Genomic DNA, 14,088 nt, shown 5'->3' on the forward strand with positions numbered 1-14,088 from the left:
GCAATAGCAGAAGGAGGGCCACCGGCAACTTGAGGTATTTCGGGGCGTCGATGGCCGTCCAGCGGGCATGCTGGGGTTGGCCTGTGCAGGCTGCATGGTTGTTGCTCCCTGTTTGTTTTTATTTTCAAGGCGCAGTGTGTTTTGGGCAGGAGCCGCCTTGGTCCGGGCAGTCGCTGCATTCAGGCATGAACGGTGAAACCAGGCACGGGGCGCCAATCTGGCGCCCCGGTTGTCACTCAGTGCTGATGCGCTTCCCGGACATTGTTGGCGGCCCGCTCGGTGCCTCCGAGGATGTTGAACAGCAGGTTCAACAGCAAGGCGCTCAAGGTCGCCATGGCGATGCCACTGTGGGTGATGGGGCTCATCCACAGGGGCAGGTGGGCAAAGAACTCCGGACGCACCACGGGAATCAGGCCCATGCCGATGCTCACCGCCACCAGCAACTGATTGCGCCGGTCGGCGATGTCGGCCTCCTGGAGAATCTTGATTCCGGTAGCGGCGACCATGCCGAACATCGCAATCGCTGCGCCGCCCAGTACCGCCGGAGGAATCGAGGCCACCAGAAAGGCGGCCTTGGGCAGCAGGCTGAGGACGATCAGCAGGCCCCCGGCCACGATGGTCACGGAACGGCAGCGAACTCCGGTCATTTGCACCAGGCCGATGTTCTGGGCGAAGGAGGAGTGGGTAAAGGTATTGAGGAAGCCGGCGAAGAAGGACGCGCCGGCATCACAGAGCAGGCCGCGACGCAGCATGCGCGGTGTGACTTCCTGGCCGGTGATCTTGCCCAGTGCCAGGAACATCCCGGTGGACTCGACGAAGATGATCACTACCACCAGGCACATGGACAGGATGGGGGCAAGATGGAACTCGGGCATGCCAAAGTGCAGCGGGGTGACGATCTGCAGCCAGGGGGCCTGGGCCAGGCCGCTAAGGTCCACCATGCCGATCAGGCCGCACAGTACGTAGCCCAGCCCCATGCCGATCAGCACGGAAATATTGACCCAGAAGCCACGCATGAAGCGATGGATCAGCAGGATAGTGCCCAGTACCAGCGCGGCGATAGCCAGGTAGATAGGGGACCCGAATTGCGCGGCAGCGCTGCCACCGCCGGCCCAGTTCACCGCGACCGGAAACAGTGACAGACCGATCGAGGTGATGACCGTCCCAGTGACCAGAGGCGGAAAGAAACGCACCACCTTGGACATGAAGGGCGCAATCAGCATGCCGAAGAATCCAGCGGCGATGGTGGCGCCGAAGATCCCCGGCAGTCCGATGCCAGGCATCTCGGCCATGGCCACCATGCTGCCCACGGCAGCGAAGCTGGCCCCCATCATCACCGGCATGCGAATACCCATGGGGCCGATGCCGAAGGACTGGACGATGGTGGCGATCCCCGCTACCAGCAGGTCGGCGTTGATCAGAAAGGCGATTTCTTCACGACTCAGGCCCGCGGCCTGTCCGATGATCAGCGGTACCGCAATTGCACCGCCATACATCAGCAGAACGTGTTGCAGCCCTACCAGGATCAGTTGCAGTAAAGGCAAACGCGCAATGGTGGGCGCATCGGGAACGCACTGTTCGGATGAATCGGACATGCAATACCTCGGATCTTTTTTATTCTTGTGATTTAACCGCTGCATCTTGGGGCGCAACGTGTCTGTAGCAGGCAAATCTTGATCGGCTGACGGCAAGCAAGCCCGCCCCCACAGATAAGTCCGGTTCTGTAGGAGCGAGCTTGCTCGCGAATCGGCCTGGCGACAGGCGCTGATCAGTTGGTCTGGGCCCCCTGGGCAATCCAGGCGCCAATCAGTTCACGTTCCTGTTGGGTCATCTGAGTGATGTTGCCCAAAGGCATGATCTGACTGGCGACTGCCTGGGCCTGGATACGTGCAGCCTGCAGGCGGATCTGTTCAGGGGTATCGAACATCACCCCGGCCGGTGCGGCACTGAACAGGGGGCTGGTGGGCTTGGCCGAATGGCAAACCGCGCAGCGCTCCTGAATCACACTGTGCACCTTGTCGAAGGCCGGACCGGCACTGGATGCCTGTGCCGAACTTGCCGCTGGAGCCGCCGGGGTTTCTGTGCTGGCTGGCGCCGCGGGTTTGGCACCACCGCCCAGGGCAGTTTCCGGCAGAGGCTGGTACTCGATCTGGCCGGCAGTCTTGGCTACTTCAGGGGCACCGGGTGCTGGCGTCGGACCGGTCACGTAGGCCAGGCAGATCATGCCCAATGCAGCAACGGGCAGGGTCCAGGCGAACTTGTGGCTGTCATGTCGGGTGTTGAAGTAGTGACGGACCAATACCGCCAGGACCGCGATCCCGGCCAGGATCAACCAGTTGTACTGGCTGCCGTAGGTGCTCGGGAAGTGGTTGCTGATCATGATGAACAGCACGGGCAGGGTGAAGTAGTTGTTGTGACGCGAGCGCAGCAGGCCCTTGGCCGGCAGAGTCGGGTCCGGTGTGCGGTTTTCCGCGATCGCCGCCACCAGTGCGCGCTGGGCCGGCATGATGATGCGGAACACGTTGCCCACCATGATGGTGCCGATGATGGCGCCCACATGCAGGTATGCGCCACGGCCGCTGAACACCTTGCTGAAGCCGTAAGCGGCGGCAATCAGCAGAACGAACAGGATGAAGCCGAGCAGGGCGGGTTTCTTGCCCAATGGCGAATCGCAGAGGAAGTCGTAGACGAACCAGCCGGCGATCAACGCACCGATACCGATGGCCACGCCTTCAGGACCGGTCAGGCCACTGCCGGGGGCAACCAGATAGAGCATCGGGTTGAAGTAGAACACCAGGCACAGCAGGGCAACCCCCGACATCCAGGTGAAGTAGGCTTCCCACTTGAACCAGTGCAGATTCTCCGGCATCGAGGGCGGGGCCAGTTTGTATTTTTCCAGGTGATAGATACCGCCACCGTGAATCGCCCAGAGGTCGCCGGACAGGCCGTCCTTGGGGTTGACGCGATTGAGGTTGTTCTCCAGCCAGACGAAGTAGAACGATGCGCCGATCCAGGCCACACCAGTGATCATATGTACCCAACGCACGCTCAGGTTGAGCCATTCCAACAGATGTGCTTCCACAGTCTTTACCTCTTGCCTGTCACCCTTGTTGTCGGGTGATCAGACCTTCTCTTATTGGTGGGGGGCGAGGATCAAACACTCATCCTCTTTGAAGAAATGCTCATCGCAGTTATTGCCTTTGCCACTGCGATCAACCACCAGGAAGTCATCCCGCTTTTCGATCGTCAGCACCGGGTGGTGCCAGACGCCGCGATGGTAATTGATGCCCTGCCTGCCATTACTGACGAAGGCGCGGACCAAGCCTGATACAGGTTCATCGCCAAGTGGCGCGACCACGATCAGAAAGGGGTTGCCGAGCAGCGGAATGAAAGCCTGGCTGCCCAGCGGATGGCGTTCCAGCATGCGGATGGTCAACGGCATCTCCAGCGCGTCGGCGCGGAAGATGCTGATGATCGCCTGGTCCTCCGGCTGGGCGGTTTCAACCGTCGCCAGGCGGTGGAAGCGCATGGTCGAACCATTGTTGATCATGAAGTGATCACTGCCGTCGGTTTCGATCACGTCACCGAAAGGGCCGAAGGCTTCTTTGCTCAGGGGTTCAATCATCAATGTGCGCATGCTGTTCTTCTTGTCTTGAGTTTGTTTTGTCTGTTCTGCGGTCATCGCGAGCAGGCTCGCTCCTACAGGTGCGGGCTAGCCTGCGATGGGGCGCGTTATTTCGCGACCTTGCCCAGGAGGCGCAAGCGGCTGACGCCACCGTCCGGAAACACGTTCAGACGGATATGAGTGATCGGGCCCAGGGCTTTGATCTGCTCGGCAAAGCTGTGCTCTGCGTGCATTTCCAACTTCTGGCTGGGCAGCAGTTCACGCCAGAACAGGCTCTGGGTTTCAATCTGGCTGTCGGTGCCGCCCTTGACGAATGCACCCTGGATCGAGCAGCTGTCCGGGTAGTTGCCCTTGAAGTGCAAGGTGTCGACGATGATCTTCTCGATTTCGCCGGCATGGCCCAAGGCGACAATCACCCAGTCATTGCCGGGAGTGCGACGGCGGGCAGTTTCCCAACCGTCGCCCATGTTGATACCGCGGCCCGGGTTGAGGAGGTTGCCCATGCGTCCGAAGTGTTCGTCGGAGCAGGCCAGGGCTCGACCGCCGTTGAGGGCCGCAGCCAGGTCGACTTGTTCGTTGTCACCGATGGCCGACCAGTCGCGGTACGGCGTACCGTAGACCCGCAGACGCGCTACACCGCCATCCGGATAGATGTTGAAGCGCAGGTGGCTGAATGGCTGGTCGTTGTTGATCTCGTGGTAGTGATGGCTGTCGCCTTGCAACTCGACAGCAGACAGCACTTCGACCCACTGGGTGTCTTCGCAAGGTTCGCCTTCGCTCAGGAAGCAGGCTTCCAGGGACGCCGATGGCGGGTAATTGCCGGTGAAGAACGAGGTGTCGATGTCCACGCCCTTGATCGAGCCTGGCACGCCCAGGCGGATCACTGCGCTGTCGTAGCCTTCGAAGCGTTTGCGGCGGGACTCCCAGCCATCCATCCACTTGCCGTTGTCATCGAACACGCCTTCCTTCCATACAGCCGGGGTTGGCTGGAACAGACGGTTCGCGTCAGCGAACCAGTCATCGGTGACCGAGATGATCTTGGTGCCCAAGCGGGCGTCGGCCAGGTTGACGAATTTCTCGAAAGGGACGGCGTAAGCTTTCATTCTTCTTGTCTGCCTTGAAATAGGTGGCTGGGGATGCACGCAGAACCGGGAGTGGCATGGGGGCATCCAGGTTCTCGGGGCTATCCTCAGGAGCGGGTCGCTACAGGGTCAGCAATCTGAATAATGCGATCTTGTTGATCTCTGCCAGCGCGCACTTGAACTCGGTGTCCACCGAGTTGTGGATACGGGTTTCGAACGCTGCGAGGATCTGGTGCCGGTTGCTACCTTTCACCGCCATGATGAAGGGAAACTTGAACTTGGCCTTGTAGGCATCGTTGAGCTCGGTGAACCGTTGGAACTCTTCGGCCGTGCATTGGTGAATGCCGGCGCCAGCCTGTTCGTTGGTGCTGGCCTCGGTCAACTGGCCCTGGACGGCGGCCTTGCCGGCCAGGTCCGGGTGCGCGTTGATCAGGGCCAACTGGCTGGCGTGATCGGCGCTCAGCAGGATATCGCTCATGCGCTGGTGCAGGCCCTCGATCAGGTCAACGGAGGCGTCAGGGCCCAGGTCGTAGGCTCTTTCAGCCACCCATGGCGAATGTTCATAGATGTCGGCGAAAGCCTCGACGAAGGCTTCGCGGCTCAGGGTCGATGGCTTGAGGCTCTGGAAAGCAGTCATTTCGCCGCTCCCTGGTAAGGATGGGTCTGTTGCCAGTGGCGGGCGATATCCACCCGACGGGTGAACCACACCTGCTCGTGACCTTTGACGTATTCGATGAAACGCTTGAGGGATGCCAGGCGGGCCGGACGACCGATCAGACGACAGTGCAGGCCGATGGAAAGCATCTTCGGGGCTTCGGCACCTTCGGCGTAGAGCACATCGAAGGCATCTTTGAGGTAATGGAAGAAGTCGTCGCCCTTGTTGAAGCCCTGGACCTGGGTGAAACGCATATCGTTGGTATCCAGAGTGTAGGGGATGACCAGATGCGCCTTGCCGGTGGGATTGTTGGGTTCCCAGTAGGGCAGGTCGTCGTCGTAGGTGTCGCAGTCGTAGAGGAAGCCGCCTTCCTCCATTACCAGGCGCCGGGTGTTCGGGCCGGTGCGACCGGTGTACCAGCCCAGGGGGCGTTCACCGGTGATTTCGGTAAGGATGCGGATCGCTTCGAGCATGTGCTCACGTTCCTGGGCTTCGTCCATGTACTGGTAGTCGATCCAGCGGTAGCCGTGGCTGCAGATCTCATGGCCGGCCTCGACCATGGCGCGGATCACGTCCGGATGGCGCTGAGCGGCCATGGCGACGGCAAAGATGGTCAGTGGAATGTCGAATTCCTTGAACAGCTTGAGGATCCGCCAGACGCCGGCGCGGCTGCCATACTCGTACAGCGATTCCATGCTCATGTTGCGCTCGCCCTGCAGCGGCTGCGCTGAAACCATTTCCGATAGGAAGGCTTCCGATTCCTTGTCGCCATGAAGAATGTTGCGCTCGCCGCCCTCTTCGTAATTGAGCACGAAGGACAAGGCGACACGGGCATTGCCCGGCCAGTGAGGATGAGGGGGGGTAGAGCCATAACCGATCAGGTCGCGAGGGTAGTCAGCGCTCACTGCAGTCTTCCTTCTTATTCGTGATAAGGGTGGCGTGGCGGAACCTGAAGCCGGTAACCCAGGTGGGCGTCACTGCGATGGGCTGATTGTATACAAGTTTATATTCACTTTGTAAGCCTGATTTTTTGCATTTTTCTGCTTTTATCGCTATGGCCTACACCTGCAAGAAACTTGCCTGGATGGTCAGCTAATGGATGGCAAGTCGTCTGTTGCTGTGGGGTTGAGGTCAATCCGCAGATTGCCGGGTGGGGCAGTGTTCGAGTGAATATTTGCGATTATTATTGTGTACAATTTTTTTGAAAAATGTCTTAATCATGACCTCGCCGCAGCCTTTCACCCGCCGAAACGCCGCGGTCCTCTTTCAATCACTGACTCCGGGAGGCGCGAGGCCTGGGCGCATCAGTTGCGTCAGGCACGCAGAATCAATGGGACGTTTGACTACACACGTTTTGGACGCCGCACATGGCTGCCCTGGCAGCGCAATCAAGGTCGAGCTGTATCGGGTTGAAGGGGCGCAGATGGAGTTGGTCGCCAGCACCCTGACCAACAACGATGGCCGTTGCGATGCGCCGCTGCTGCAGGGTGATGACTACCGTTCCGGGGTTTACCAACTGCATTTCCACGCTGGCGATTACTACCGCGCCCGAGGTGTGCAACTGCCACAGCCGGCTTTCCTCGATGTGGTAGTGCTGCGGTTCGGTATCAGTGCCGAGCAGGAGCATTACCACGTGCCGCTGCTGATCTCGCCTTACAGCTATTCGACCTACAGAGGAAGCTAGGACTTTCCCCCCAAGAATCCTGCGCAAATAGCTTCTTTGGTCCTTGCCCGCTCACACTGCGGGCTTTTTTTCGCCTGTTATAAAGTCGTCGCCGGCGCAGCGTTTAACGGCTCAACAGGGATGCGGCGCCAGCACCTGTGAACAGCCCGGCACTGATGCGATTGAACCAGCTTTGGCCCTGGCCGCTGCGCAAGTAATGCGCAGCGCCATGGGCACCGAGGCCGTAGGCCAGTTTGCAAGTCAGGTCCAGCAGGGTCCAGGTCGCGATCATGATCAGCAGTTGCGGCAGGAAGGGCTGTTGGGCACTGAGAAACTGCGGCAGGAATGCGGCAAAGAACAGAATGTCCTTCGGGTTGCTGGCTCCCAGGACAAAAGCGCGCCCGAACAGTGCGCGAAAGCGCGGTTTCGGTGCGACTTCCGGCACCACGGCGCCGTGGGACGGCTGTCGCGATTGCTGCCAGCTCTGCCAGGCGAGGTAGAACAGATAGAGGGCGCCGACGATCTTCAGGGCGCTGAACAGTTGCTCCGAAGCCAGCAACAGTGCGCCCAGGCCCAAGGCTGACGCGCTCAACAGGCAGATCGAGGCCAGGACTCCGCCGAGAAAGGCCGGGTATGAGCGGCGCAGGCCATAGTTCAGGCTGTTGCTGATCATCAGCAACGACAAGGGACCCGGGATCAGGATCACTACCAAGGCAGCGCTACTGAACAGCAACCAGGTTTCCAGACTCATTACATTCTCCATATGCACAAAAGCCCCATCCGAAGGGATGGGGCGGGTGAGAGCGGGTGCTGCTTACAAGAAAATGAACTTGGCGATGAAGATCGCGCACAGCACATACAGGCTGATGGAGATTTCCTTGTGCTTGCCCGTCCCGGCCTTCAGTACCACATAGGTGATGAAACCCAGGGCAATGCCGTCGGCGACGGAAAAGGTCAAGGGCATCATGATGGCTGTGACAATCGCCGGAATGCTGTCGGTGGCTTCGTCCCAGTTGATATGGGCCATGCCACCCATCATCAGCATCGCGACATAGATCAAGGCACCCGCGGTGGCGTAAGCAGGGATCATGCCTGCCAACGGAGCAAAGAACATGGCGGCAATAAATAGCACACCCACGGTGACGGCGGTAAGACCAGTCCGACCGCCAGCGGCCACGCCAGCGGCACTTTCCACATAGCTGGTCACCGGTGGCACCCCGACTACTGCACCGAAGACGCTCGAAGCACTGTCGGCCTTGAGCGCGCGCGAGAGATTTTCGATCTTGCCGTCGGCGTTCACCAGGCCCGCACGTTGGGCCACGCCCATCAGGGTGCCGGCGGTGTCGAACATGTGCACGAAGAGAAAGGCCAGAACCACGCTGATCATGCTGACGTTGAACACCCCGGCAATATCCATGGCCATCCAGGTGGGGGCCAGGCTTGGAGGGGCGGACAGGATACCGTTGTAGTGCACCAGGTCCAGGCCCCAACCGGCCAGGGTTACGGCGATGATGCTGATCAGGATCGCACCGAACACTCGGTGGTAGCTGAGTATCGCGATCATCAGGAAGCAGATGGCCGCCAGCAGCGGGCCCGGTTCGCGCAGGGAGCCGAGCTTGATCAGAGTGGCCGGGCTATCGACGATGATGCCCGCGGTTTTCAGCCCGATCAGCCCGAGAAACAGCCCGACACCGGCTCCCATGGCGAAGCGCAAACTCACCGGAATGCTGTTGAGCAGCCATTCACGAATCCGCGACAAGGTCAGGATCATGAACAGCACACCGGAGATGAACACCGCGCCGAGGGCGGTTTCCCAGTTGTAGCCCATGGTGCCGACCACGGTGTAAGTGAAGAAGGCGTTGAGGCCCATACCCGGGGCCAGGCCCACCGGCCAGTTGGCGTACAGGCCCATCAGCAGGCAGCCCAGGGCGGCGGCGATGCAGGTGGCAACGAAGGCGGCGCCGTGATCGATGCCGGCGTCGGCCATGATGTTGGGATTGACGAAGATGATGTAAGCCATGGTGATGAAGGTTGTCAGACCGGCAATCAGCTCGGTCTTCACCGTGGTGCCATGCAATCTGAGTTTGAAGATGCGCTCCAGCCAGCCGCTGTTCAGCGAGGGCGAGAGGTCCAGCGGAGAGGCTTCGGATTTGCGGCTTTCCACAGCGAGTACTCCTCAAGAGTTTTATTGTTTTTTCCAGAACCGGGCACGGGAGGGTGGGCAGCGGCTCTTTGAGGCAGGCAGGGCTTGTGGGGTTTGTTGACCCTCGGGTCAAGAACTCACACGTGGCGAATTATGCTTTTGTATACAAAGAAAGCAAATAATGTTTTTGGTTTTGTGTGCGATAAATCTGAGGACTTGGCTATATCACGCCCGGCCTTTATGCCCGGCAGCGCGGAGGGTGGGCAGCGTCTGCTCGGCGGCCTGGGAGACCGCGCCGAGAGGAAGGGGTTATCAGTCGTCCAGAGGTTTTCCCGCCAGGGCCTGGTTCACTGCCAGCCAGCCATTGACCGCACTTTCTCCGGCTTCGGCGAAGGCCCGTTGCAGCAGTTTCACTTGTTCGCGACGCAGGGAGTGCTCAAAGCGCGTGCCATCGTCGGTCAGTTGCAGCAGGCGTTTTCGTTTGTCGCTGGCCGGGGCGACGCTGTCTACCAGATGCATTTCCATGAGTTGGCGCAAAGGCGTATTCAGCGCCTGCTTGCTCACCCCCAGCAGCGTGAGCAGTTCTTTCACACTCAGGCCGGGGTAGCGGGCAATGAAAAACACGATGCGCTGGTGCACGCGACTCAGGCCGCGGCGCTCGAGCATTTCGTCGGCCTTGGCGGTAAAGGCCTGATAGCCAAAGAAGAAGGCTTCCATGGCGGCTTGTTGCGAGGTCTGGCTTTTAAGGTCAAGCATATTGACGTATCTGCGAGGATCGGCGTAATTTCGGTCAAGCAGTTTGACGTATTTCCTCCGACCTTTGCTAGCGGTGACCTCCATGGCCTTCTCCGAACGTGTATCGCGCCTCAAAAGCTCCTTGATCCGTGAAATCCTTGCCGCGGCCCAGCGCCCGGAAGTCATGTCGTTCGCTGGAGGGCTGCCGGCGGAGGTGATGCTGCCCAAGGTGCAGTGGCAAGACATGCCCTCGTCCATGGGCCAGTACGGCATGAGTGAAGGCGAGCCGCAGTTGCGTGAAGCCCTGGCTGGCGAGGCGCGCAAGCTCGGTGTGCCTTGCGAGGCGAGCCAGGTCCTGGTGGTCAGCGGTTCCCAGCAGACCCTTGATCTGGCGGCCAAGCTGTACATCGACAAGGGCACCCAGATCCTGTTGGAAGCTCCGACCTATCTGGCCGCCCTGCAGATCTTCCAGTTGTTCGGTGCCGACTGCCTGACGGTGCCACTGGAGGCCGACGGTCCGGACCTGGCGCAGATGCGCGCTCGCCTGGAGCAGCACCGTCCAGCGTTCGTCTACCTGATCCCGACGTTCCAGAATCCTTCGGCAGTGCGCTACAGCGAAGCCAAGCGCGAGGCGGTGGCGGCCCTGCTGGACGAGTTCGGCGTGACCCTGATCGAGGACGAGCCCTATCGCGAGCTGACCTTCGACAGTGGCAGCGCGACACCCATTGTCAGCCGCCTGAAAAAGGCCAGTTGGATCTACACCGGCACCGTATCGAAAACCCTGCTTCCGGGATTGCGGGTTGGTTATCTGATCGCCAGTCCGGACTTGTTTCCTCATCTGCTGCGCCTGAAACAGTCCGCGGACCTGCACACCAACCGTGTCGGCCAGTGGCAGGCCATGCAGTGGATCGGCAGCGATCAATTCCGACAGCATCTGGGTGAACTGCGCAGTTTCTATCGCTTGCGCCGTGATGCCTTTGAGGTCGCGCTGCAGAGTCATTTCGCTGATCTGGCGGACTGGCAGGTGCCCCAGGGGGGGCTGTTTTTCTGGTTGAGCTTGAAACAACCCCTGGATACCCGCACTTTGCTCAAGTCCGCATTGGAACAAGACGTGACTTTCATGCCCGGCGAACCGTTCTTCTCTGAACCGGAACGCAATCATGGGCATCTGCGGTTGAATTTCAGCCATATCGATCCGGCGCGGCTGGACGAGGGCCTCAAGCGGCTGGCCACCGTGATACGTCAAGCACAGGCTGCGCAGGCAGCCTAAGGGGAGGGCCATGTACAAGGTTTATGGCGATTACCGTTCGGGCAACTGCTACAAGATCAAGTTGATGCTCAGTCTTCTGGGGCTGCCTTATGAGTGGCAGGCAGTGGACATTCTCGGAGGCGATACCCAGACCGAAGCCTTCCTGGCGAAGAATCCCAACGGCAAGATTCCGGTACTGGAGCTGGAAGACGGTACCTGCTTGTGGGAATCCAATGCGATTCTCAACTTCCTGGCCGACGGCAGCGAGTTCCTTCCCAGCGAACCGCGCCTGCGTACCCAGGTCTTGCAATGGCAATTCTTCGAGCAGTACAGCCATGAGCCCTACATCGCCGTGGCGCGTTTCATTGAACAGTACGAGGGCTTGCCCGAAGAACGCCGGGACGAATACCTGAAGCTGCACAAGCGCGGCTACAAGGCGCTGGATGTGATGGAGAAACAACTGAGCCGCACGCCGTATCTGGTGGGCGAGCACTATTCCATTGCCGACATCGCACTCTATGCCTACACCCATGTGGCCCATGAAGGCGGTTTCGATCTGACCCCCTACCCGGGTATCCAGGCCTGGATCCAGCGGGTACAGAGCCATCCGCGGCATGTGCCCATGCTCGACTGAGCGGGTGCTTCGATCGCCACTGAACCGGCCGGGTGCCGGTTCAGTGCGTCGTGGGGCCGTTAATGGCGTGCTCCGGCCAGGTTCTGTCGCAGCGGCTCATGGCGGCGCTGTGCTGTCGTGCTCAGTTGCTGGCCGCTGCGGCGGATCAGGCCGATCTGCGGCTGACGTGCTATTGCTGTCGGCCCGGGACAACAGTCCCAGGGGAGGGCCTCAGGCAGCCGAGAAACGCTGGTTCAGGTAGTCGATGATCACTTTGGATTCATACATCCAGGTGGTCTGCCCGTTCTCTTCGATACGCAGACACGGCACCTTGATCTTGCCACCCTGCTCCAGCAGGGTCTGGCGATCCTGCTCATTGTTCTTGGCATCGCGCAGGGCCACGGGTACGTTCAGGCGGTGCAGGGTGCGACGGGTCTTCACGCAGAACGGGCAGGCGTGGAACTGATACAGGGTCAGGCCCTTGGCGGCCTGCTCGACTTGCGCCTGAGCGGCGGCGGCACGCTGCTGTTTGCGCGGACGAGTGATGAAGTCGATGAAAATGATGAGTTGGCCCAGGCCGACTCGCAGCGCTTTGACGATCACGGTATTGCCTCTTGCCCATGAATGAAGGGGCGGCAGCTTACCCGATTTTTGCCGGACGAAAAAAAACCGGCGATCAACGCCGGTTTTTTCACTCGGGGCCTGTTACTTGATCAGGCTGAGGAACTCGCTGCGGGTCGCGGCATTTTCGCGGAACTCACCCAGCATCACCGAAGTGATCATCGACGAGTTCTGCTTTTCCACACCGCGCATCATCATGCACATGTGCTTGGCCTCGATCACCACTGCAACCCCCAGGGCGCCCGTCACTTGCTGGACGGCGTCGGCAATTTGCCGGCTGAGGTTTTCCTGGATCTGCAGGCGACGGGCATACATGTCGACGATGCGCGCCACTTTCGACAGCCCCAGGACCTTGCCGCTGGGAATGTAGGCAACGTGAGCCTTGCCGATAAATGGCAGCAGATGGTGTTCGCACAGCGAGTAGAGCTCGATGTCCTTGACCAGCACCATTTCGCTGTTGTCGGAGCTGAACAAGGCACCGTTGGTGACCTCTTCCAGGGTTTGGGCATAACCGCGGCAAAGGTACTGCATGGCTTTGGCGGCACGCTTCGGCGTGTCGAGCAGGCCCTCGCGGGAGACGTCCTCGCCCAGTTGGCCGAGGATCGCGGTGTAATTCTGTTCCAGGGACATGAAACTACCTGTGGGATTTTACGCAAAGGGCAAGGGTACGGTGGCGGACACGGCGCTGCAAGCTTGGCGCAGCGGCTTTATTCGTCGCGGCCTTCCATCATGGTGCGTTTGAGCATCACATACAGCGCCCCGGTGCCGCCATGTTTGGCCTGGCAGGAGGTGAAGCCCAGCACCTGTGGATGCTGGCGCAGCCAGGTGTTGACGTGGCTTTTGATCATGGGGCGCTTGCCGTCCAGGCGCACGGCCTTGCCGTGGGTGACGCGTACGCAACGGATCTCGAATCGGGTGGCTTCGGCGAGAAACGCCCAGAGGGTTTCCCGGGCTTTTTCCACGGTCATGCCGTGCAGGTCGAGGCTGCCTTCGAAGGGGATCTGGCCGATTTTCAGCTTGCGCATCTGGCTTTCCTGGACCCCGTCGCGGGCCCACATCAGCTCATCTTCAGGCCCCACATCGATGACGAACTGATCGGAAAGTCCGTCCACCGTCGTGGTTTCGCTACGCACGGTGGCAGCCTGGCGCAGCTTGGCGATCTGTGCCCGGTCGGCCTTGGGTTTGCCTGTATCGGCCCGATCGTGCTTGATCGGCTTGACGCCGCGGATCTCGTTTTTGAACAGGGAAAAATCGTCGTCTTGCATGTCAGCCTCCGCGAAGGGCGGCTAGTTTACCCAACTCGGAACCCCTTAAGGCGCGCAAATCGCGCCCAGGGTTGTCAGTCGTGTTTTTTCATCAGGTGTGGCGCCATGTTCAGCGCCAGGGGCTGGCGCATGCGGCGCCGGCAACGCCGCCACAGGCGCACACCGACATACAGCAGTATCAGGCCGATCAGCAGAATCAGCGCCGAACCCAGTGGGCTGGCATTGAGTTCTCCTAGCGCCGGAGCGCGTCCCAGCAGGCTTGCGGTCCCAGCCAGGGCCAGCAGCACTCCGAAGGTCGCCAGCAATGCAGAGAATCCAGCCCCCAGGCGCAGGCGCCAGTTTCGCGGGCTTTTGGGCCGCAATCGGCGTGCGTCAAAACCATCGGATATCTTCATTCCGACCTTCCTCAATGGGTATCGGCCCTTCGACCGAGAGTT

16 protein-coding genes are annotated in these 14,088 nt (G+C 60.2%); 3 read left to right on the forward strand and 13 right to left on the reverse strand.

All coding sequences use genetic code 11. From position 1 onward, the window contains the following. Positions 1 to 236: 236 nt before the first annotated feature. The 6 genes from BLX41_RS24605 to puuE all read right to left on the reverse strand — a co-directional run bounded on the left by BLX41_RS24605 (position 237) and on the right by puuE (position 6,267). The gene (locus BLX41_RS24605; RefSeq protein WP_123726982.1) at positions 237 to 1,595 is read right to left on the reverse strand and encodes a nucleobase:cation symporter-2 family protein; all 1,359 of its coding nucleotides are present in this window, start codon (positions 1,593 to 1,595) and stop codon (positions 237 to 239) included. A gap of 173 nt (positions 1,596 to 1,768) precedes the next feature. Then, positions 1,769 to 3,082, reverse strand: coding sequence for a urate hydroxylase PuuD (locus BLX41_RS24610; RefSeq protein ID WP_123726983.1), 1,314 nt, complete (start codon positions 3,080 to 3,082; stop codon positions 1,769 to 1,771). A 51-nt stretch (positions 3,083 to 3,133) separates the two neighbouring features. Beyond that, positions 3,134 to 3,637, reverse strand: a complete 504-nt coding sequence (locus tag BLX41_RS24615; RefSeq protein ID WP_123726984.1) for an ureidoglycolate lyase — start codon at positions 3,635 to 3,637, stop codon at positions 3,134 to 3,136. Positions 3,638 to 3,732: 95 nt separating this feature from the next. Further along, positions 3,733 to 4,728, reverse strand: coding sequence for an allantoicase (gene alc / locus BLX41_RS24620; RefSeq protein ID WP_123726985.1), 996 nt, complete (start codon positions 4,726 to 4,728; stop codon positions 3,733 to 3,735). Between the two features lie 100 nt (positions 4,729 to 4,828). Continuing rightward, positions 4,829 to 5,344, reverse strand: a complete 516-nt coding sequence (gene uraD, locus BLX41_RS24625; protein ID WP_123726986.1) for a 2-oxo-4-hydroxy-4-carboxy-5-ureidoimidazoline decarboxylase — start codon at positions 5,342 to 5,344, stop codon at positions 4,829 to 4,831. Further along, entirely contained in the window at positions 5,341 to 6,267 is a 927-nt protein-coding gene (gene puuE, locus BLX41_RS24630; RefSeq protein WP_110594650.1) for an allantoinase PuuE, read from the reverse strand. Before puuE ends, uraD begins: the two co-directional genes overlap by 4 nt. A gap of 425 nt (positions 6,268 to 6,692) precedes the next feature. On the opposite strand from puuE, the gene uraH reads away from it, so the two are divergent. Beyond that, positions 6,693 to 7,046 (forward strand): hydroxyisourate hydrolase, encoded by a 354-nt coding sequence (gene uraH / locus BLX41_RS24635; protein WP_123726987.1) that lies wholly within the window; start codon positions 6,693 to 6,695, stop codon positions 7,044 to 7,046. Between the two features lie 103 nt (positions 7,047 to 7,149). Here uraH and BLX41_RS24640 read toward each other — a convergent pair whose 3' ends face one another. The 3 genes from BLX41_RS24640 to BLX41_RS24650 all read right to left on the reverse strand — a co-directional run bounded on the left by BLX41_RS24640 (position 7,150) and on the right by BLX41_RS24650 (position 9,924). Continuing rightward, complete coding sequence (locus BLX41_RS24640; protein WP_123726988.1) at positions 7,150 to 7,776, reverse strand: LysE family translocator; 627 nt, start codon at positions 7,774 to 7,776, stop codon at positions 7,150 to 7,152. Between the two features lie 63 nt (positions 7,777 to 7,839). Next, a complete protein-coding gene (locus BLX41_RS24645) occupies positions 7,840 to 9,189 on the reverse strand; it encodes an NCS2 family permease (RefSeq protein WP_123726989.1) in 1,350 nt (449 codons plus the stop codon). Positions 9,190 to 9,480: 291 nt separating this feature from the next. Next, positions 9,481 to 9,924, reverse strand: coding sequence for a MarR family transcriptional regulator (locus BLX41_RS24650; protein WP_123726990.1), 444 nt, complete (start codon positions 9,922 to 9,924; stop codon positions 9,481 to 9,483). Between the two features lie 82 nt (positions 9,925 to 10,006). On the opposite strand from BLX41_RS24650, the gene BLX41_RS24655 reads away from it, so the two are divergent. Further along, complete coding sequence (locus tag BLX41_RS24655) at positions 10,007 to 11,173, forward strand: aminotransferase-like domain-containing protein (RefSeq protein ID WP_123727157.1); 1,167 nt, start codon at positions 10,007 to 10,009, stop codon at positions 11,171 to 11,173. Positions 11,174 to 11,183: 10 nt separating this feature from the next. Beyond that, a complete protein-coding gene (locus BLX41_RS24660) occupies positions 11,184 to 11,786 on the forward strand; it encodes a glutathione S-transferase family protein (protein ID WP_123726991.1) in 603 nt (200 codons plus the stop codon). 210 nt (positions 11,787 to 11,996) lie between these two features. On the opposite strand, the gene BLX41_RS24665 is transcribed toward BLX41_RS24660, so the two are convergent. The 4 genes from BLX41_RS24665 to BLX41_RS24680 form a co-directional block, all read right to left on the reverse strand. Further along, positions 11,997 to 12,368: a glutathione S-transferase N-terminal domain-containing protein gene (locus BLX41_RS24665; RefSeq protein ID WP_123726992.1), complete on the reverse strand. Its 372-nt coding sequence runs from the start codon at positions 12,366 to 12,368 to the stop codon at positions 11,997 to 11,999. Between the two features lie 102 nt (positions 12,369 to 12,470). After that, positions 12,471 to 13,016: a GTP cyclohydrolase I FolE gene (folE, locus tag BLX41_RS24670; protein WP_011062625.1), complete on the reverse strand. Its 546-nt coding sequence runs from the start codon at positions 13,014 to 13,016 to the stop codon at positions 12,471 to 12,473. 77 nt (positions 13,017 to 13,093) lie between these two features. Further along, a complete protein-coding gene (locus tag BLX41_RS24675) occupies positions 13,094 to 13,651 on the reverse strand; it encodes a Smr/MutS family protein (protein ID WP_060840489.1) in 558 nt (185 codons plus the stop codon). Positions 13,652 to 13,725: 74 nt separating this feature from the next. Continuing rightward, positions 13,726 to 14,046 (reverse strand): hypothetical protein, encoded by a 321-nt coding sequence (locus BLX41_RS24680; RefSeq protein WP_123726993.1) that lies wholly within the window; start codon positions 14,044 to 14,046, stop codon positions 13,726 to 13,728. Positions 14,047 to 14,088: the final 42 nt, after the last annotated feature.

Source organism: Pseudomonas protegens, from assembly GCF_003732485.1.
Lineage (GTDB): Bacteria > Pseudomonadota > Gammaproteobacteria > Pseudomonadales > Pseudomonadaceae > Aquipseudomonas > Aquipseudomonas protegens_B.